General features: G+C 71.1%; 21 protein-coding genes. 14 read left to right on the forward strand and 7 right to left on the reverse strand.

Annotated elements, in window-relative coordinates:
* A partial coding sequence (locus EAO72_RS09895) for an FUSC family protein (protein WP_148017215.1) occupies positions 1 to 817 on the forward strand: 817 nt, incomplete at its 5' end.
* Positions 814 to 1,320: a MarR family winged helix-turn-helix transcriptional regulator gene (locus EAO72_RS09900; protein ID WP_148016882.1), complete on the forward strand. Its 507-nt coding sequence runs from the start codon at positions 814 to 816 to the stop codon at positions 1,318 to 1,320. The genes EAO72_RS09895 and EAO72_RS09900, both read left to right, overlap by 4 nt.
* A gap of 51 nt (positions 1,321 to 1,371) precedes the next feature.
* Here the strand turns inward: EAO72_RS09900 and EAO72_RS09905 are convergent, their stop codons facing one another.
* Positions 1,372 to 2,130 (reverse strand): IclR family transcriptional regulator, encoded by a 759-nt coding sequence (locus tag EAO72_RS09905; RefSeq protein ID WP_148016883.1) that lies wholly within the window; start codon positions 2,128 to 2,130, stop codon positions 1,372 to 1,374.
* Positions 2,131 to 2,622: 492 nt separating this feature from the next.
* Between EAO72_RS09905 and EAO72_RS09910 the strand changes: the two genes are divergently transcribed.
* The 6 genes from EAO72_RS09910 (at position 2,623) to EAO72_RS09935 (ending at position 8,705) form a co-directional block, all read left to right on the forward strand.
* Positions 2,623 to 4,245, forward strand: coding sequence for a sensor histidine kinase (locus EAO72_RS09910; protein WP_148016884.1), 1,623 nt, complete (start codon positions 2,623 to 2,625; stop codon positions 4,243 to 4,245).
* Complete coding sequence (locus EAO72_RS09915) at positions 4,242 to 4,649, forward strand: roadblock/LC7 domain-containing protein (protein ID WP_148016885.1); 408 nt, start codon at positions 4,242 to 4,244, stop codon at positions 4,647 to 4,649. The genes EAO72_RS09910 and EAO72_RS09915 overlap by 4 nt, the downstream gene beginning before the upstream one ends.
* Positions 4,646 to 5,017, forward strand: coding sequence for a DUF742 domain-containing protein (locus EAO72_RS09920; protein ID WP_136324766.1), 372 nt, complete (start codon positions 4,646 to 4,648; stop codon positions 5,015 to 5,017). Before EAO72_RS09915 ends, EAO72_RS09920 begins: the two co-directional genes overlap by 4 nt.
* On the forward strand, positions 4,998 to 5,612 hold the full coding sequence (locus EAO72_RS09925; protein WP_148016886.1) for a GTP-binding protein: 615 nt from the start codon (positions 4,998 to 5,000) through the stop codon (positions 5,610 to 5,612). The genes EAO72_RS09920 and EAO72_RS09925 overlap by 20 nt, the downstream gene beginning before the upstream one ends.
* 81 nt (positions 5,613 to 5,693) lie before the next feature.
* Positions 5,694 to 7,271, forward strand: coding sequence for a cytochrome P450 (locus tag EAO72_RS09930; protein ID WP_148016887.1), 1,578 nt, complete (start codon positions 5,694 to 5,696; stop codon positions 7,269 to 7,271).
* Between the two features lie 93 nt (positions 7,272 to 7,364).
* Entirely contained in the window at positions 7,365 to 8,705 is a 1,341-nt protein-coding gene (locus EAO72_RS09935) for a 6-phospho-beta-glucosidase (RefSeq protein WP_148016888.1), read from the forward strand.
* A 41-nt stretch (positions 8,706 to 8,746) separates the two neighbouring features.
* Here EAO72_RS09935 and EAO72_RS09940 read toward each other — a convergent pair whose 3' ends face one another.
* Together EAO72_RS09940 and EAO72_RS09945 are read right to left on the reverse strand one after the other, a co-directional pair.
* Positions 8,747 to 9,187 (reverse strand): hypothetical protein, encoded by a 441-nt coding sequence (locus tag EAO72_RS09940; protein WP_148016889.1) that lies wholly within the window; start codon positions 9,185 to 9,187, stop codon positions 8,747 to 8,749.
* The gene (locus EAO72_RS09945; protein ID WP_148016890.1) at positions 9,181 to 9,639 is read right to left on the reverse strand and encodes an ATP-binding protein; all 459 of its coding nucleotides are present in this window, start codon (positions 9,637 to 9,639) and stop codon (positions 9,181 to 9,183) included. Before EAO72_RS09945 ends, EAO72_RS09940 begins: the two co-directional genes overlap by 7 nt.
* A gap of 205 nt (positions 9,640 to 9,844) precedes the next feature.
* Here EAO72_RS09945 and EAO72_RS09950 point away from each other — a divergent pair, with 205 nt between their 5' ends.
* The 3 genes from EAO72_RS09950 to EAO72_RS09960 all read left to right on the forward strand — a co-directional run bounded on the left by EAO72_RS09950 (position 9,845) and on the right by EAO72_RS09960 (position 11,829).
* A complete protein-coding gene (locus EAO72_RS09950; RefSeq protein ID WP_148016891.1) occupies positions 9,845 to 10,705 on the forward strand; it encodes a helix-turn-helix domain-containing protein in 861 nt (286 codons plus the stop codon).
* Positions 10,705 to 10,941 carry a DUF397 domain-containing protein gene (locus EAO72_RS09955; RefSeq protein ID WP_123464329.1) on the forward strand — a complete coding sequence of 79 codons (237 nt, stop codon included), beginning with the start codon at positions 10,705 to 10,707 and terminating at the stop codon, positions 10,939 to 10,941. The genes EAO72_RS09950 and EAO72_RS09955 overlap by 1 nt, the downstream gene beginning before the upstream one ends.
* 81 nt (positions 10,942 to 11,022) lie before the next feature.
* A complete protein-coding gene (locus EAO72_RS09960) occupies positions 11,023 to 11,829 on the forward strand; it encodes an SAM-dependent methyltransferase (RefSeq protein WP_148016892.1) in 807 nt (268 codons plus the stop codon).
* Between the two features lie 13 nt (positions 11,830 to 11,842).
* On the opposite strand, the gene EAO72_RS09965 is transcribed toward EAO72_RS09960, so the two are convergent.
* Complete coding sequence (locus EAO72_RS09965) at positions 11,843 to 12,982, reverse strand: M48 family metallopeptidase (RefSeq protein WP_148016893.1); 1,140 nt, start codon at positions 12,980 to 12,982, stop codon at positions 11,843 to 11,845.
* Between the two features lie 181 nt (positions 12,983 to 13,163).
* Between EAO72_RS09965 and EAO72_RS09970 the strand changes: the two genes are divergently transcribed.
* Positions 13,164 to 13,604 carry a YchJ family protein gene (locus EAO72_RS09970; RefSeq protein WP_148016894.1) on the forward strand — a complete coding sequence of 147 codons (441 nt, stop codon included), beginning with the start codon at positions 13,164 to 13,166 and terminating at the stop codon, positions 13,602 to 13,604.
* A 34-nt stretch (positions 13,605 to 13,638) separates the two neighbouring features.
* Here the strand turns inward: EAO72_RS09970 and EAO72_RS09975 are convergent, their stop codons facing one another.
* Positions 13,639 to 14,310, reverse strand: a complete 672-nt coding sequence (locus EAO72_RS09975; protein WP_148016895.1) for an NAD(P)-dependent oxidoreductase — start codon at positions 14,308 to 14,310, stop codon at positions 13,639 to 13,641.
* A 96-nt stretch (positions 14,311 to 14,406) separates the two neighbouring features.
* Here EAO72_RS09975 and EAO72_RS09980 point away from each other — a divergent pair, with 96 nt between their 5' ends.
* Complete coding sequence (locus EAO72_RS09980; RefSeq protein WP_222724081.1) at positions 14,407 to 14,787, forward strand: winged helix-turn-helix transcriptional regulator; 381 nt, start codon at positions 14,407 to 14,409, stop codon at positions 14,785 to 14,787.
* A gap of 66 nt (positions 14,788 to 14,853) precedes the next feature.
* Here the strand turns inward: EAO72_RS09980 and EAO72_RS09985 are convergent, their stop codons facing one another.
* Positions 14,854 to 16,926, reverse strand: coding sequence for an MDR family MFS transporter (locus EAO72_RS09985; RefSeq protein WP_148016896.1), 2,073 nt, complete (start codon positions 16,924 to 16,926; stop codon positions 14,854 to 14,856).
* Positions 16,927 to 16,988: 62 nt separating this feature from the next.
* Positions 16,989 to 17,816, reverse strand: coding sequence for an ATP-grasp domain-containing protein (locus EAO72_RS09990; RefSeq protein WP_148016897.1), 828 nt, complete (start codon positions 17,814 to 17,816; stop codon positions 16,989 to 16,991).
* Positions 17,817 to 17,893: 77 nt separating this feature from the next.
* Between EAO72_RS09990 and EAO72_RS09995 the strand changes: the two genes are divergently transcribed.
* Positions 17,894 to 19,150, forward strand: coding sequence for a cytochrome P450 (locus EAO72_RS09995; protein ID WP_148016898.1), 1,257 nt, complete (start codon positions 17,894 to 17,896; stop codon positions 19,148 to 19,150).
* Positions 19,151 to 19,213: the final 63 nt, after the last annotated feature.

Below are 19,213 nucleotides of genomic sequence, written 5' to 3' on the forward strand. Positions count from 1 at the left end.
CGAACGGGCCGCCCGCCGCCCGGCAGCCGGCGCGGCCGTACGCGTCCTGCTGCACCGCCTCGCCCCGGGCTCCCCGCTGCTGCCGGTCGCCGCCCGCACGCTCATCGGCTGCGCCCTGGCCGGGTACGTCTGCTCGGCGGTCGGAGTCGGCCGCCCCTACTGGGCGATCGTGACCGCCGCCTCGCTCTACCAGGCCAACGTCATGCTCTCGTGGAACCGCACACTGCAGCGGACCCTCGGCAACCTCCTCGGGGTCCTGGTGTTCGCCGCCGTCCTGCCGGCCGCCCGGATGGACCCGCTGGCCCTGATCGGCTTCTGCCTCCTCTTCGGGTTCGCCGCCGAAGCCCTGATCACCCGCAACTACTGGCTCGGCTCGGTGGCCGTCACGCCGATGGCGCTGCTCGTCCTGGAGTACGCGGGCAGCCACCCGGCCGGTGAGCTCATCGGCGACCGGATCCTGGACACCGTCATCGGCGCCGGCGTCGGGTTCCTCGCCGCGGTGCTCGTCACCAACCGCCGCGCCACGGGCCGCGTCGAGCAGGCGCTCGCCGACGCCGAGCAGGCCCGCGCCCACGCCGTGCAGACCCTGGCCGCCCCCGCGCCCACCCCTGCCGCCCTGGACGCGGCGCGCCGCAGGCTCACCGGGTCCCTGGTCGAACTGCGCGAGGCGGAGGACGCCGCGGCCGGCGAATGGTGGCAGCGCGCCCTGCCGCAGGAGGCGGTGCTCGCGGCGGAGCAGGCCGGACACCGTACGCTCGCGGCGACAGCGACACGGCAGGGGACGATCGCCCCGGCCCAGGAGAACGGAGCGGTGTGACCGACGACATCGTCGCCTCGGTGGTACGGCAGTGGCAGGCCGTGAACCCGGAACTCGACACCGGCCCGATGGAGCTCATCGGCCGCATCAACCGCTGCTCCGCCTTGCTCCAACAGGCCGAGGACGCACCGCTGCGGGGTGTCGGACTGACCCGCGCCGAGTTCGACCTGCTCGGCGCCGTACGACGCACCGACCGTGAACTCACCCCGGGCGAACTGGCCCGGGAGACGTTCTCCTCCGGCGCCGCCGTCACCAAACGGCTCCGGACGCTGCAGGAGCGCGGCCTGATCGCCCGTCGCAGTGACGCCCGGGACCGCCGGGTCGCGCATGTCGGACTCACCGACGAGGGGCGGGAACTGGTCGACGGACTGCTGCCGCGGCAACTCGCGTACGAACGCGCGGTGCTCTCCGGTCTCGACGCGGAATCCCGCGACCGGCTCAGCGCACAGCTCAGTGAACTGCTGGTCCAGCTGGAGGGCCGCATCGGCGGCGGCCGCCGCTGACCGACCGCGGAAACCGGGGGCCCGTAGCCGGGCCGCGAGGCCCCCGGCCGGCTACCCGGCCGGGTCGAACCGCGCGGCCGAGCACAGCAGTTCCCCGGCGCGGCGCTCCAGTGCGGCCCCGTCGCCGCGGGCGGCCGGTGCGCACGCCACCAGTGCCAGCCGGTCACGCCAGGTGGCACCGGCCAGCGGTACGGCGACCGCGTGCAGGCCCGGCACCGATTCGCCGCGGCCGGTCGCGTAGCCGCGGTCACGGATCCGGTCCAGTTCGGCGAGGAGTTCCGGCCGCGACGTGAGGGTGTCCGGGGTGACCGCGTCGAGCCGTTCCCGGGGATACAGGACGCGGACCTGCTCGGCTGTCAGCCGGGAGAGCAGCAGTTTGCCGCCCGCCGTGGCGTGCGCGGGACGGGTGCGGCCCCGCTCCAGCATCACCCGTACCGGATGTCCGGACTCCCGGCCATCGGTGACCAGGACCTGATCGCCGATCAGCGCGGCGCTGAGCACGGTCTCACCGGTGCGCCGCACGGCGTCCTCCAGCACCGCGGCCACCTGCTCCCGGACCGGTGCGCCGAATCCGGCCGGGCGGCCCAGCCGCACCAGTTCGGGCCCGGCCGAGTAGCCCCGCCCGGACGGCTCCCGTGTGGCGAAGCCGCGACCCTCCAGGGTGCTGAGGACCCGGTGGGCGGTGGAGCGGCCGATGGAGAGCAGCCCGGCCGCCTCCGAGACGGTCAGCGCGTCGTGGGTGAGGAAGAGCCGCATCAGCCGCAGGCCGGTGTCGAGCGATTCGATGGTGTAGTCCCGCGCAGGCTCCATCAGATGTCTGTTCCCCTTCGTGTCCCGGAGGGGCATCCACCCCTGCGGTGGTCATCAACCCGCTTCTTTCGATCCGCTTCGATCAGATGTGCCCTTGTCCCTCTCTGCGGGACGCGACCAATCGCCTGCGGTGGGGTCGCCCGGCAATGCGAGCCGTCAGCCTACGGCTTACGGCTGGCATGTTGCCCGTCGTGGACGAGCCGCGGAGTCTCCGTCCCTGCCTGCGGGACGGATGGCACCGGTTGTCGTACATCTCTGCCGTTCGTCACTCCGCGCGCACGACTGTTTGCGGTGCGTGCGAAAACTCGTGAGTGTATTACCGCGGGAGCGCTCGCGCAGGGGGTTGGGTGAATGTGCCGAAGCACTGTTTCGATCTGACTAAGCTCACGCGCAGTGAAGCCGAGTTGATATGAATTCGAGCGCTTGTTCCCTACTGCCGTGCAAGCGCTGTACCTCCCGATTACCTCCCGAATCAACCGCCAGAGGTTTTAGATGGTTCGTGTTGAATCACCACCGATCGACCGAGAAACACCCGTCGTCCGTGCCGTGTTGCTGCCCGTCGTCGTGATGGCCGGCGCAACCGCCGCCGCGGTGGCGCTGGTTGCCGAGGCCGCGCGGATCCCCGTCGTCTGGTTCGGCGCCTTCGCCACCGTCGTGGTCGCCGTACTCACCGCCGAACTCGCCCGCCGCTCACGCACGAACCGGCGGCAGCGCGCCCACTACGAACAGCGCGTCACCGCGCTGGAACGGCGCATCGCCGGCTACGACGAGGAAAGCGTACGGATCAGCAAGGAACTCCTCCCTGCGGCGATCCACCGGCTGCGCGTGGGCAATTCGCCCGACGAGGTGCTGCGGGACGTCGTCGACAACGACGAGGTCTACCGCTATCTCTCCGACGCCCAGCGCTCGCTCGTCTACACGGTGCTGGACATCATCGACAACGAGGAGGCGACGCGGGACTCCGCGCAGCGCGCCTTCGTCAACGTCGCCCGCCGCGTCCAGGCGATCGTCCACCGGCAGGCCAGTGAGCTGCGGGAGATGGAGGAGCACCACGGACGCAACCCCGACGTCTTCGACGACCTCCTGCGCATCGACCACGGCACGGCGCTGATCGGCCGTCTCGCCGACTCCATCGCCGTGCTCGGCGGTGCCCGGCCCAGCCGCCAGTGGCCCAAGCCCGTACCGCTGTTCAGCGTGCTGCGCGGCGCCATGTCGCGCATCCTCGAGTACCCGCGCGTCGATCTGCACTCGATCGCCAAGGTCGCCATCATCGGCACCGCGGTCGAACCGCTCATCCACGCCTGCGCCGAACTCCTCGACAACGCCACCCGGTACTCGCCGCCGCAGACCCGCGTGCACGTCACCGCCGTCGAGGTCCAGACCGGCATCGCCATCGAGATCGAGGACGGCGGCGTCAGCCTCAGCGAGGAGGCCCGCGCGCGGGCCGAGAACATGCTCGCCAGGGCCCAGGCCGGCTCCAGCATGAACGACCTCGGCGAGTCCCCCCGGCTCGGGATGGCGGTCGTCGGCCGGCTGTCGCGGATGTACGACCTCCAGGTGTCGCTGCGGCAGTCCGCGTACGGCGGTGTCCGCGCCGTGCTCATCGTGCCGCGCTCCATGATCACCACCGGTCCCGCGCCCGGCATCGCCCACGGCATCGGCGCCACCTCGCGGCCCACCAGCGACATCGACCTCGCGGACATGAAGCACGTCGTCCCGGCCCGCAGCACCCACCGCAAGCCGAGCCCCGTCGCCTCCCGTCCGGCCACCGGACCGGTCGCGCCCGAGCCCCGGCCCGTCACCCCCGCCGTCGCCATGGAGGACGACGTCCCCGTGGTGACCGAATGGACCTCCGGCGGACTCCCGCAGCGCCGCAGCCGCGGCCGCGCACCGCTGGGCTCGCACAACCTCCCCGCCCAGTCCACCGACACGGGCGCCGGACGGATCAACGGCTACGGCAACGGCCACGGCCACGGCCACGGTCAGGCCAACGGCAAGGAGCCGCCCCCCGGCATCTGGCTGGAGGCGTTCACCAAGGCAGCCAACGGCGTGCCCCGGGAGCCCGGAACAGACGAAGACTCCGACGACGCGTGGGACAAGGGAGACCTGAAGTGATCCAGCAGCGGGGCAACATGGACTGGATGCTCAAAGAGCTCGCCGACGACGTTCCGGACATCCACCAGATCGTCGTGCTCTCCGCGGACGGACTGCGCATCGCCCGGCACGGCGGCGACCCCGACGTCGCCGACCGGCTCGCGGCGGCCTGTGCCGGGCTGCAGAGCCTGGCCGCCGCCGTCGCCTCCGAAATCCCTTACAGCGACGGCAGGATGCGGCTCGTGGTCATCGAGGTGACCGGCGGATTCTTCTATCTGATGGCCGCGGGAGCCGGCGCGTACCTCGCGGTACTCGCCGGGGAGACGGTCGACGCCGGCCTCGTCGGAGCACGGATGCGCGACATGGTCGTACGGATCGGCGCCCATCTGACGAGCCCGCCCCGACACGACGGGCAGGCCGGATGAGTTCTTCCCGACGAGAACGCCGCAAGGCCGATCCGGCACTGAGCGATCCGGAACGGCTCTACGTCATCACCGGCGATCCCGACGGCAGCGAGCGGGCTGCGCTCGACCTGGTCACGATGGTCGTCTCGAAGTCGCAGCCGACCCCGACGGTCCAGCCCGAGCAGGCCGTGATCCTGCGGCTCTGCCAGGCGCCGTTATCCGTAGCCGAGATCTCCGCCTACCTCAGCCTGCCCTTCAGCGTGGTGACCTCGCTCCTCACCGAACTCCTCGCCACGGAACTGATCGAATCACGCGCGCCGATCGTCCGCGCGACCCTCCCGGACAGGTCCCTCCTCGAAGCGGTGATGCATGGACTTCAGAAACTCTGACACGATCACGGGCCCCCGGAGCGAGGACGTCCTCCCCACCACGGCCACCGCCGCGGTGAAGGTCGTGATCGTCGGCGGGTTCGGGGTCGGCAAGACGACCATGGTCGGCTCGGTCAGCGAGATCCGGCCGCTGACCACCGAAGAGACCATGACCCAGGCCGGCGTCGGCGTGGACGACAACTTCGGGGTGGAGAGCAAGACCGCCACCACCGTCGCGATGGACTTCGGCCGCATCAGCATCAGCGAGGAGCTGATCCTCTACCTGTTCGGCACTCCGGGCCAGGAGCGCTTCTGGTTCCTGTGGAACGGACTGTTCGAAGGCGCGCTCGGCGCCGTCGTGCTGATCGACACCCGCCGCCTCGAAGTCAGCTTCGACGTCATCGGACGGCTGGAGGAGCGCGGCGTGCCGTTCGTCGTCGCCGTCAACACCTTCCCCGACGCGCCGAAACACCCCGTCGAGGCGCTGCGCAGCGCCCTGGACCTGCCGGACGAGGTCCCGATGATCGACTGCGACGCCCGGCTGCGCGCCTCCAGCCGCGATGTGCTGATGACCCTGATGCGCTATCTGCACAGTCTGGCCCTCCCGCTCGGCTGACGTCGCCCGCACCCGATCCTCGCGCCCCCACCGCGTACCCCCATCCGCCCGGCCCTTGGCAGACTGATCCCTGGAGCGATCGTGACATCCCCATTCCACTACGAACCCGGCGAGGCCACGGGGCCGGTTCCGCCCCCCGAGTGCCCGGCCCACGGCCTCGGTATCGGCCCCGGCGGCCTGCGACGCCTCTACGGCCCCGAGGCGGAACAGGACCCGCACGGCCTGTACGACAAACTGCGTGCCGAACACGGCTCGGTGGCGCCCGTGCTGCTGCACGGGGACGTACCCGCCTGGCTGGTCCTCGGGCACAGCGAGAACCTGCACATGACCCGTACGCCCTCGCAGTTCTCCCGGGACTCGCGCCGCTGGCGGGCGTTGCAGGACGGCAGCGTCGCGCCGGACCACCCCCTGGCGCCCATCTTCACCTGGCAGCCGATCTGCGTCTTCGCCGACGGCGCCACCCATGAGCGTCAGCGCGGGGCCGTCACCGACTCCATGGGCCGGATCGACACCCGCGGTGTGCGGCGCCACGTCAACCGCTACAGCAACCGGCTCGTCAACGAATTCTGCCGGGAGGGCCGCACCGACCTGGTCAACGCCTTCGCCGAACGGCTGCCCATGATGGTGATGTGCGCCATCCTCGGCATGCCGGAGGAGTACAACGACCGGATGGTGCAGGCCGCCCGTGACATGACCCGGGGCACCGCGACCGCCGTGGAGAGCAACGCCTACGTGCTGGCCGCGCTGAGCCGCCTTGTCGAACGGCGCCGCCGTGAACCGGCGGACGACTTCGCCACCTGGCTCGTCGAACACCCCGCCGACATGAACGACCAGGAGGTGGCCGAGCATCTGCGGCTCATCCTGATCGCGTCCTACGAGGCGACCACCAACCTGATCGCCAACGTGCTCCGCATGGTGCTCACCGATCCGCGCTTCCGGGCCCGGCTCAGCGGCGGACACATGACCGTGCCCGAGGCGGTCGAGCAGACGCTGTGGGACGAGCCGCCGTTCACCGCGGTCTTCGGCCGCTGGGCCGTGGGCGACACGGAGCTGGGCGGGCAGCGCATCAAGGCCGGCGACGCGCTGATCGTCGGCATCGCCCCGGCCAACACCGACCCGGTGGTACGTCCCGACCTCGACGCCAACATGGAGGGCAACCGCGCCCACCTCGCGTTCAGCGGCGGCCCCCACGAGTGCCCGGGCCAGGACATCGGCCGTGCCATCGCGGACGTTGGCGTCGACGCCCTGCTGATGCGCCTGCCCGACCTCGAACTCGCCGTCGACGAGAGCGAACTGCGCTGGGTCGGCAACCTCATGGGCCGCCACCTGGTGGAACTCCCGGCCGAGTTCGCGCCGCGCGCCCCGCAGGACGACCGGGAACCGCCGTCCATGGGCAAGCCGAACCCGGCGCGCCAGGACTGGGAGGTGCAGTCCGCGGTACGGCACATGGCGCCGACCCCGGTACGCGCTCCCGTCCCGTCGGAACCGGCGGCCGCGGCACCGGGCACGCATCCGGCCGGGGCGACCGTCGCCGTCGACGGATCCGTCGACGGGCGGACCGGTGAGGGGTCCGCGGCGGGGATGATCCCGCAGCAGCGCAGGCCCGCGGCCCCGGCCAGGCTGTGGCGCGTCGTGACCCGCTGGTGGAACGGCTACTGACCGGCGGCGACAGCCGGGCGCGGACGTCGGCCACCGGCCGGTCGTGCGCGCCCGGAGCCTCTCGTTCCACCACCCCACGTACTATGCGGAAGCGTGAAGCTGACAATTCTGGGCGGCGGCGGATTCCGGGTTCCACTGGTCTACGGGGCGCTGCTCGCCGACCACGCCGAGGGCCGCGTCTCGGCCGTCACCCTCTACGACACCGACGTCGACCGGCTCACCGCCATGGCCCGGGTCCTGACCGACCAGGCCGAGGGAATCCCGGACGCGCCCACCGTCGCCGCCACCAGCGAACTGGACGAGGCGCTGCGCGGCGCCGACTTCGTCTTCTCGGCGATCCGGGTCGGCGGCCTCGCCGGCCGGGCCGCCGACGAACGCGTCGCGCTCGACGAGGGCGTCCTCGGCCAGGAGACGGTCGGCGCCGGCGGCATCGCCTACGGACTGCGCACCGTACCGGTCGCCGTCGATCTGGCCCGCCGCATCGCCCGGCTCGCCCCGCATGCCTGGGTCATCAACTTCACGAACCCCGCGGGCCTGGTCACCGAGGCCATGTCCCACCACCTCGGCGACCGGGTCATCGGGATCTGCGACTCACCCGTCGGCCTCGGCCGCCGCATCGCCCGCGTGCTCGGCGCCGACCCCGACCGGGCCCGCATCGACTACGTCGGCCTCAACCACCTCGGCTGGGTCCGCGGTCTGTACGTCGAGGGCCGGGACGAACTCCCGCGCCTGCTCGCCGACCCGGAGCTGCTCGGCTCCTTCGAGGAGGGCCGGCTGTTCGGCACCGACTGGCTGCGCTCCCTGGGCGCGATCCCCAACGAGTACCTGCACTACTACTACTTCAACCGCGAGGCGGTCCGCGCCTACCAGGAAGCCGAGCAGACCCGCGGCGCGTTCCTCCGTGAACAGCAGGAGGGTTTCTACGGCCGGATGAAGGACCCGGCAACGCCGGCCCTGGCCACCTGGGACCGCACCCGGGCCGAGCGCGAGGCGACGTACATGGCGGAGAACCGTGATGTCGCGGGGGCGGGGGAGCGGGACGAGAGCGATCTGGACTCCGGTGGCTACGAGCAGGTCGCGCTCGCCCTGATGCGGGCCGTCGCCCGCAACGAGCGGACGTCCCTGATCCTCAACGTCCGCAACCGGACCACCCTCGCGGTGCTCGACGCCGACGCCGTGATCGAGGCCCCGTGCCTCGTCGACGCCAACGGCGCCCGTCCCGTCGCCGTCGATCCGCTCCCGTACCACGCCGTCGGGCTGGTCACCGCGGTGAAGGCCGTCGAACGGGCCGTGCTCGACGCGGCGGCGAGCGGCTCACGCGCCGACGCGGTCCGCGCCTTCGCCCTGCACCCGTTGGTGGACTCGGTCTCGGTGGCGCGCCGGCTGGTCGACGGCTACACGAAGGTGCATCCGGGGCTCTCGTACCTGCGCTAGGACGACCGGCCGGCGCCCCTTTCTGCGCCGTGCGGGCGGGCTCACGGAGCCGGGACGACGCTCGGTCCGCCCGCGGGCGCCCATGAAGGCGTCACCCCCATCACCTGGCAGACCATGAGGAACAGCGGAATGGGCGGGGTGTACGGCGTGCGGCTGTCGGGCTGGTGGATCAGCCGGGGCCGTACGGCGGGAACGTACGCCCCGCGCGCGTACGCGGCCTGCGCGGGCCAGTCCAGATCGAGGTCGGAGCCGGACGGCACGATCCACCACCAGCGGTCCGCGTCCGCGAAGACGCAGCCCGTACGCGGAAGATGGGACATCAGGCGGAAGCCGTAGCGCGCGGGCACGCCCACCGCGTCACAGCCGAGGCTCGCCGAGAGGGCGGCCGGCAGCGGCAGTTGCACCAGGCCGACGCCGGCGGCGCAGCCGGGTTCACGGGAGCGCCTGGCTCCGAGCAGATGGGACATGGCGTTCTTCAGCATGAGTGCTCCGAGCCGTGCGGCAGTTCCGCCCAGACGATGCGGCCCGAGCCGTTCCCGGCGTCGCGGGACCCCCAGGCGCTGCACATCGCGTCGACGAGCAGCAGGCCGCGTCCGTGCTCGTCGTCGGCGCCGCCGCCCAGACGCGGCCCGCCGGGCTGGTGTCCTTGGTCCTGTACGGCTATGCGCAGCCGGGTCTCGAGGCAGCGCAACTCGCACACGACACGCGCGCTGGCGGTGTGCACCACCGCGTTGGTGACCAGCTCCGACACGATGAGGACCGCCGCGTCGTGGGCGTCGTCGTCGAGCCGCCACTCGTCCAGCCGGGCCCGGGTCAGCCGCCGGGCGCCGGCGACCGACTCGGGCTGCGCGGGCAGCGCGAAGCAGTATCGGAGCGCTTCCGTCCCGGGGCTGAGGTCCATGAGCCGGGGGATGAGCGCACTGCCAGGTGCCACGACCGAATCCTCACAGTGGGGGCTGTGTCACGCTTCGCGATCTTCCTGAAAAAGGGCGGGCATGACGAGTGAACTGGTTCACTCACCAACTCTCCCCCTGTCGCGAACACTTGGCAAGAGGCACTCTGAAAAATTCAGAGTGGCAGTGTCTTTGGTGGCACGCGCATGGCACACTGCTGCCAAACAGCGCATGGGGAGGTCTGAAGTGAGCGAACCGCGGTCCGCCCCGACCGTGGGTCAGGTCGTTCTCGGCAAGCGTCTGCAGGATCTGCGGGAGCGTGTCGGCCTGAGCCGGGACCAGGCAGCCAAGGTGCTCCGCGTCGCTCCGGCGACGATCCGCAGGATGGAGACCGCCGAGGTCGCTCTCAAGGTTCCCTATGTGCAGTCGCTCCTGAGGGCCTACGGGGTCGCCGAGGAGGAGACCGACGCCTTCGTCGACCTCACCGAGGAGGCCAACAAGCCGGGCTGGTGGCAGCGCTTCCACGACGTGCTGCCCGACTGGTTCAGCATGTACGTCAGCCTGGAGGGCGCCGCGAGCCTCCTGCGCATGTACGAGCCGCACTTCGTCCCCGGACTCCTTCAGACCGAGGACTACGCGCGCTCGGTGATGCGCACCGGAGCCGTCGGCCAGACCAGGCCCGAGGACATCGAACGCCATGTGGCGCTGCGGATGGAGCGGCAGTCCCTGCTGACCCGGCCGGATGCCCCGAGGCTGTGGGTCGTCATGGACGAGACGGTGCTGCGCCGCCCGGTGGGCAGTTCCCAGGCCATGCGCGCCCAGACCGACCGGCTGCTGGAAGCGACCGAGCTGCCCAACGTGACCCTCCAGATCGCCGAGTTCTCCACCGGCCATCACCCGGGCACCTACGGGCCGTTCGTCCTCTTCCGGTTCGCCGTCCCCGAACTGCCCGACATGGTCTACAGCGAATACCTGACCGGGGCCGTCTACTTCGACGCGCGCCCCGAGGTGGCCTCCTACCTCGAGGTCATGGACCGCATGGCGGCCCAGGCCGCGACTGCACAACGCACGAAGGAAATCCTTCGGGACTTCCGCAAGGAGCTGTGATGACACCCATATACAACGGCATGCCGGCCGCCGAACTCGGCTCCGAGGGCTGGTACAAGCCGTGGAGCGGTGGCAACGGCGGCAACTGCGTCGAGGCGATGAAGCTCTCCGACGGAAGAATCGCCATGCGCCAGTCCGCCGACCCCGACGGCCCGGCCCTCATCTACTCCCACCGTGAGATCGCCGCTTTCATACAGGGCGCCAAGGCCGGTCAGGCAGACTTCCTCCTGACCTGACCTCATCGCGCGGGCGGTTCCCGGTCGCCGCGCACCGACTTCGATTCTCTGTTCGCCGGCCACGGATCCAAGGAGCGCGCTATGACCGGGCACGAGCCCCCCGTCGAGATCGACACGAGCAAGCCGCATCCCGCGCGGATGTACGACTGGTTCCTCGGCGGCAAGGACAACTATCCGATCGACGAGCAGATGGCCCGGCAGCTCCTCGCCGTGGACGCGCGCGGCCGTGACATGGCGCGCGTCAACCGGGCCTTCATGCACCGGGCCACCCGCTGGCTGGCGGAGAACGGCATCCGGCAGTTCCTCGACATCGGTGCCGGGATACCGACCGAGCCCAACCTCCACCAGATCGCCCAGCAGACCGCGCCGGACGCGCGGATCGTCTACTGCGACAACGACCCGATCGTCCTGGCCCACGCCGCGGCCCTGCTGCGCTCCACCCCGGAAGGCGCCACCGAGTACATCCAGGCCGACGCCCGCAGGCCCGAGGTCATCCTGGAGGCGGCAGGCAAGGTCCTCGACTTCGACCGGCCGATCGCCCTGTCCCTGCTGGCGCTGCTGCACTTCCTGGACGACGAGGACGGCGCCGCGGAACTCGTGGACCGTCTGGTCGACCAACTGGCCCCCGGCAGCTACCTCATCCTCTCGCAGACCACCGGCGACTTCGATCCGGAGGGCGCGGCGAAGGCCGCCGCCATGTACAGGGCCCGGGGCATGACGCTGCGCCCGCGCAGCCGTGCCGAACTCACCGCCTTCTTCCACGGTCTCGAACTCGTCGACCCGGGCGTCTCGCTCTCCGCCGACTGGCACCCGGAGCTGGGCGAGGTCATCGAGGTCCCGGGCGACGAGCCGATCCCGGGTTACGCGGGCGTGGCCCGCAAGGGCTGAGGCCACGGGCTCCCTACAGCTGTACGCCGTCACGCAGCACCTGTCGCGCCACCGTCTGCCGGGGCCCGGCCAGCTCGTCCCGGATGCGGGCCAGGCCGGGCCCGTCGAGCGTGATCGTGGCGGGGTGCTGCGGGGCCCGGACCAGCCGTTCGATGCGCAGGGTGTACGTATCGCCGCCGGTGGAGCCGGGCCCGGCACCCGGCGTGTCCCGTCCGAAGGGCGGGGGCGTCTCCTGTGATCGCAGACGGTCCGCGTGCGCGTGGACCAGGTCCCAGAGATCCTCCTGCGGGGCCGGAGGGCCGGGGGCCTCGACGATGGTGCGCTTCTCGATGGCCAGCCGGTGCATCTCGACGCCGACGGCACGCGCGAGGCGCCTGTCCCGCAGGGCGGCGAGAGCGGCCTGCGAGGAAGCGGCACGGGCCGACGCGTCGTCCGCCTTGAACAGCGCACGCCGGGCGGCCGGTTCCGTGAGCCACAGCAGCAGGCGGGCCGTCGCGGCCAGTACCGTCCGGGGAATCCACAGCAGCCACTCACTCTTCCGCGACCGCGCGTCGAAGCGTCGCGCTCCGTCTGCCACGGCGGCAGCGCCCAGGGCGACAGCGCTGATGCGCGGCGGCGTGGCGGAGGGCTCGCCCTCCTGCACGGCCCGCGACCCGGCTGTCAGGGACCTGAGGGCCGAGCCGACGAACGCGCCGTCCCGGACGTTGCGCGGAGCGCTCCGGCCCAGGGCCTGTGCCAGGGCGGCAACACGTTGCTGAGGCGGGGAGGCGGCCCAGAGCGGGAGGCCCAGGACGAGGCATCGCCGGCGGCGAAGGCCGTAGTGGAGGACGCCCACGGAGAAGTCCGCAGTGAACTGCACCGCGTCGACGCGTCGCACTCCGGCGATGTCCGCCGTGCGGTGCAACAGTGCGAACAGGGCCGGCGCGTCGCCTTCCCGCACGGTCGGCGCGTCAGGATCCAGCCGGCCGGGCCGTGGTCGCATCACGAAGGCCAGGGCCAGCAGCAACAGCCCGATGACCGGCTGGAAGAAGGTGCGAAAACCGAGCACGGTCAACTGCAGGCCGATGAGGAACAGCCCGGCGGTGACGAGATGGACCGCCCCCGCCACGGCGTAGGCAGCCGCTGTCGGGAACCTGACACGTGCGGTACTCACTGATCGGCTGTGACGGTCGGATTCCACGATGCCCCCCGGCGGTGAACGGCTGATGCCGCTCGAACATGCATCGATCTGATCAACATCGCGCAGGAAAGGCAAGTGGTCCGGACCTGTTCCGGAGGCGAGACCGACGGCGCCCGGCACCCGGCCCGGTGACCCCGCAGGTCACAATGGACCCATGTCCCGACGCACCGCACGCCCTCGGCGGCCCTCCGCCGCCCCCGTCTCTCCGGTCTCGGCCGCCTCGCCGTGTCCCTGCGGGCTGCCCGCCGCCTACGCGGAGTGCTGCGGGCGGTTCCACGCCGGAACGCCGGCTCCGACGTGCGAGGCGCTGATGCGCTCACGGTACGCCGCCTTCGCCGTCCGGGACGTCGCGTACCTGCTGCGCACCTGGCATCCGGACCACCGGCCGGCCGTCCTCGACCTCGATCCCGGACAGCGCTGGGAGGGCCTGGAGATCCTGGAGACGACAGAGGGCAGCGCCTTCCACACCACGGGAACGGTCACCTTCCGGGCGCACTTCACGGCGGGCGGCCACCGCGACTCGCTCCACGAGAAGAGCCGCTTCGTCCGGCACGACGGTGCCTGGGTCTACGAGTCCGCCGTCTTCGCCGACTGAACAGAGGCGCGAGTCCGGGCGGACTCGGCAGGCGTCAGTTGAAGACCGACACGCGCTTCCGGTGCAGGGTCGGCTCCTCGTACTCGTCGATCAGGGCCACGGCCAGATCCGCGTACGACAGACGGGCCGACGGCGACTCGGGCACCCGGTCCCCGCCGATCCGGTAGCGGCCCGTCCTGGCCCCGTCCGCCTCCAGCAGCGCGGGCGGCGTCAGCATCAGCCAGTCGACGACGCCTCCCCGCGCGCGCAGCCGGTCGAGGCCGGCCGTGTGGGCCAGGGCGAAGGGCCTGATCCCGGGCGGAAAGGCCGCGGGGTCGTCGAGGACGAGGCGTCCGTCGGCCCCCTCCAGGCTGGCGAACAGGCCCACCACCAGCAGCCGTGCCACGCCCGCTTCCGCCAGGCCCTCCAGCAGCGCGTCGGCGGCCTTGACGTAGAACAGCGGATCGAGTCCGGCGAAGCCCTGCTCCGGCCCCGAGAACGGGCTCACCGCGTGGACCACGGCGTCGTGGCCCCGGACGAGCCCGGCCATGGTCCCGGCCTCCGTCACATCGCCCCGCACCCATCGCACGCCGTCGTCCCCCGCGAGTGCGGCGTACTTGTCCGGATCGCGCACCACTGCGGTCACCCCGTGCCCACGCGTACGCGCCTCGGCCGTGACCGCCCGTCCCGCCCGGCCGCCCGCACCGAATACGACGATGTCGCCCATGGAACCAGCCCCCTTCCGGCGGCGACGATCGCCACCGGAAACGACGGTATCCACGGGATACTGGTTACCTCAACGATACCGGGAGGGCCTCCGACCATGGAGCACGAGCCGCTGGACCCCGACATGTTCGACCCCGTGTGCCCGTCGTCCGCGCTGCCGATCCGGATCGGTGACAAGTGGACCGCGATGGTGGTGCTCTGCCTCCAGGGAGGCCGCCGCAGGTTCAGCGAACTCCGCGTGCCGCTCGGCGCCATCACCCCCAGGGTGCTCGCGGCGACCCTGCGGGCGATGGAGCGGGACGGACTCGTGACCCGTACCGCCTACGAGGAGAACCCGCCCCGGGTCGAGTACGAACTGACGCCGCTCGGGCACTCCCTGACGCTCCTCATCGAAGCCGCAAGAAGCTGGAGCAAGGACCATTTGCCCGCGCTCCTCGATGCGCGTGAGGCGTACGAGTCGGCGGCGGAGAGGCCGTAGGGCCTTTCGTCCGGATCATGCCGGGCTCATGGGGTCCGGCATGATCCGAACAGATGGCTTTGGCCGTCAGACCGGTGCGCCCGCCGGGGCGACCGGGGCCAGTTCCTGCGTGAGGTCCTCCGCCAGCAGCCGCTTGGCGATCACGTCGACCGCCGCGCGCAGCCGTGCGTCGTCCGCCTGCTCCTGCTGGTCGCCCAGCTGCTCGGTCAGCCAGCGGGACCAGGCGTCGTTGATGGTCCTGGCTTCCCGGCTGCCCGCCTCGGTGTGCGTGAACAGATGGCCGTCCCCGGTGAGGTAGCCCTCCTCGATCATCCGGTCGAAGACGGGTACCAGGACCTCCGGCGGGATCCGGTGCCGGGCCGCGATCAGCCGGAGTCCCGCGTGGCCGACCATCCGGGTGAACAGCTCGACCTGCATCACCGCCCAGGCCCCCGCCATGTCGAGCCGGGTGTCGGACGAGGCCACGATCCGCCGGGCCGTGTCCGGGTCCACCCGCCGCAGGACCTTGGCCACCGAGAACTCCAGCAGCCGGGCCGAGTCCCCGGAGCCCGGCGACGCGAACCCGTCACCCATGTCGGTCGAGGAGGCCCGTGCCGTGTCCCGCAGCTTCACCTGCTTCAGGAACAGCGCGACGACGAACCCGAGCACCGCGACCGGCACCGTCCACAGGAACACCGTGTGCAGGGTGTCGGCGTACGCCTGGGCGAGAGGCGCCGACTGGGCGTCGGGGAGGGAGTGCAGTCCTTCCGGGCTCTGCGCGGCCTTCGCCACCACCGCCGGATCCCCGCCCGCCCGCACCGCCGCCGCGACCCCGTCCTCGAGGTTGGGGCCGAGCGAGTTGGCGTAGATCGTCCCGAACACCGCCGTACCGAAGGAGCTGCCGAGCGTACGGAAGAACGTCACGCCCGAGGTCGCCGTGCCCAGGTCCGCGTAGTCGACGGTGTTCTGCACCGCGATCGTCAGCACCTGCATGCACAGCCCGATGCCGAGCCCGAGTACCAGCATGTACAGCGACTCCAGCCACACCCCGCTGTCCGGCCCCATCCGGGAGAGCAGGAACAGTCCGACGGCCATGACGAGCGAGCCCACGATGGGGAAGACCCGGTAGCGGCCGGTCTTGCTGACCACGTTGCCGCTGAAGATCGAGGCGGCCAGCAGACCGATGACCATCGGCAGCGTCCGGACCCCCGACAGCGTCGCCGAGTCCCCGTCCACGTACTGCAGATAGGTCGGCAGATAGATCATCGCGCCGAGCATGGCGAACCCCACGATGAAGCTGAGGATCGAGCAGACCGTGAAGACCGGATTGTTGAACAGCCGCATCGGCAGCATCGGTTCCTTCGCCCGGAACTCGACGAGGCAGAACGCGGCGAGGGCGACCAGGCCGAGGACGAACAGGCCGATGATGACGGGGGAGCCCCAGGCGTACTCGTTGCCGCCCCAGCTCGTCGCCAGGATCAGGGAGCTCGCCCCGACCGTGACCATCGCGATGCCCAGATAGTCGATCACCGGACGTCCCGCCGCCTTCACGGACGGGATGGTGCGCGCCGCCGCGATGACGACCACGATCGCGATCGGGACGTTGACGTAGAACGCCCAGCGCCAGGTCAGATGGTCGGTGAAGAGGCCGCCCAGCAGCGGCCCGATGACAGTCGACACGCCGAACACGGCACCGATCGCACCCTGGTACTTGCCGCGGTCGCGCAGCGGGATCACATCGGCGATGAGCGCCATCGACGTGACCATCAGACCGCCCGCGCCGATGCCCTGGAGGCCGCGCCACACGATCAGCAGCGTCATGTTGGTCGCGAGCCCGCAGAGGAACGAACCGGTGATGAAGATGATCGCCGAGAGCTGGAAGACGATCTTCCGGCCGAACAGGTCGCCGAACTTGCCGACCAGGACCGTCGCCACGGTCTCCGCCAGGAGGTACGCGGTCACCACCCACGACATATGGGCGGCGCCGCCCAGGTCCGAGACGATCGTGGGCAGCGCCGTGCCCACGATTGTCTGGTCCAGGGCCGCCAGCAGAATACCGAGCACGATGGTCGCGAAGACGATGTTCCGGCGGCGTGGATCGAGCAGGGGCGGTGCGCCGGCGGCCTGCGCGGCGGGGGCGGTCTCGCTGGCAGTGGTCACCCTTGCACCCTCACACCGCTCCCTGTCACCCGCATGCGGGGGGCGGCCGGACGGTGAACGGGTCAGCCCAGCAGGTCCTTCAACGACGTCTTCATCCGCGCGACGAACGCCTCCCGCACCGCTTCACCCACCCGGTCCAGCGAGAGATACGGATTGAGGTCCTCCAGCTCGACGAGCAGCAGCTCACCCCCCTCCGTCCGGCACGCGTCGACTCGCTGGATGCCGTGGTCGAGGGTGTTCCAGTCGACGAACGCGCGTGCGAACGCCAGATCCGCCGCGCCGGCCGCGTACGGCTCCAGCACCCACCGCTGCTCCGGGTGCGGTGTGTACAGCGCGTACTGGAAGTCGTGGTCGACGAAGTAGAAGGACACCTCGTAGCGAAAGTCGATCCGCGGCTGGACCAGCTGCGTACCGTCCGCCCCGGGAGGCAGGACCGGGGTACGGACGAACTGCAGCCCGGCCGAGTCCGCGCCCAGCTTCGGCTTGATGACATAGCCCTCGGCCTCGGGCAGCAGCCCCAGATCCGCCGCCCGGTCCACCGTCGGGATCACCGGATACCCGGCCCGGCTCAGATCGACGAGGTACTGCTTGCCCGCCATGTCGCCCCGGCCGGTCAGCGGGTTGTAGACCCGCGTGCCCAGCTCCCGGGCCCGCGCGCAGAACGCGTCGTACGCCTCCCGGTAGTGCAGCACCGGACCGCTGTTGCGTACGACGACGGCGTCGAAGCCCTCCAGCAGCGCGGCGGCGTCGCGCGGGTGACAGAGCGCGATGTCGAAGTCCTCGCGCAGCCGTGACGTCAGGTGGATGTCCTCGTCGCAGTAGCGGCGACCGCGGGCCTCGTAGGCGAGATCGGTGACGAAGAGAACGGACGGGCGGAGTCCGGCGGACATGGTTCCCCCAGGGGTTTCAGGGCTGACGGCAAGTCAATAGCCTGGGCGGCGTTGCCCGTCAACGACCCTGGAGCGTCATGACATCCGCCCCACAAGAGTCACTCGCCTCGCAAGCACCGCCCGTGCCCGACATTCTCTCGCCCTCCTTCGCCGCCGACCCCTACGGGGCCTACCGGATCATGCGGGAGAGTCACCCGCTGATCCTGCACGAAGCCACGAACAGTTACGTCGTCTCCCGCTACGAGGACGTCGAGCGGGTCTTCAAGGACAAGGCCGGCGAGTTCACCACCGACAACTACGACTGGCAGATCGAGCCCGTCCACGGCAAGACCATTCTCCAGCTCAGCGGCCGTGAGCACGCCGTACGCCGGGCCCTGGTCGCCCCGGCCTTCCGGGGCACGGACCTCCAGGAGAAGTTCCTTCCGGTCATCGAGCGCAACGCACGCGAGCTGATCGACACCTTCCGGCACACCGGCGAGGCCGACCTCGTGGAGGCGTTCGCCACGCGCTTCCCCGTCCTCGTCATCGCCGACATGCTCGGCCTGGACAAGGCGGACCACGACCGCTTCCACGGCTGGTACACCACGGTCATCGCCTTCCTCGGCAACCTCGCGGGCGACCCGGAGGTGGCGGCGGCCGGCGACCGGACGCGGCAGGAATTCGCCGAGTACATGATCCCGGTCATCCAGGAGCGGCGGAAGGCACCCGGCGACGATTTGCTCTCCGCGCTCTGCGCCGCCGAGGTGGACGGTGTCCGGATGAGCGACGAGGACATCAAGGCGTTCTGCAGCCTGCTGCTCGCCGCGGGTGGCGAGACCACCGACAAGGCCATCGCCTCGATCTTCGCCAACCTGCTGACCCACCCCGAGCAGCTCGCCGCCGTACGGGAGGACCGCACCCTCGTCGACCGGGCCTTCGCCGAGACGCTGCGGCTCACCCCGCCGGTGCACATGATCATGCGACAGACGGCCGTCGACGTGGAGCTCGGCGGCGGCCGGGTGCCGGCCGGGTCGACCGTCACGTGCCTGATCGGCTCGGCCAACCGGGACGCGTCCCGGTACCGCGACCCGGACCGCTTCGACCTCTTCCGCACCGACCTGACCAGCACCACCGCGTTCTCCGCGGCGGCCGACCATCTGGCGTTCGCCCTCGGCCGGCACTTCTGCGTGGGCGCGCTGCTGGCCAGGGCCGAGGTGCGGACCGGGGTGAACATGCTGCTCGACGCGATGCCCGACGTGCGGCTCGCAGACGGCTTCATCCCGTCCGAGCGGGGCGTCTTCACGCGGGGGCCGCAGTCGTTGCCGGTGAGGTTCACCCCGGTCGCCGGGCGCTGACCGGGTGCCTGGGCCCGGTCGTCGGCCCATGGCCGTGGCGTCGGTGACCGGTCGCCCCCGGCC

Source organism: Streptomyces sp. OR43 (assembly GCF_008042275.1).
Classification (GTDB): domain Bacteria; phylum Actinomycetota; class Actinomycetes; order Streptomycetales; family Streptomycetaceae; genus Streptomyces.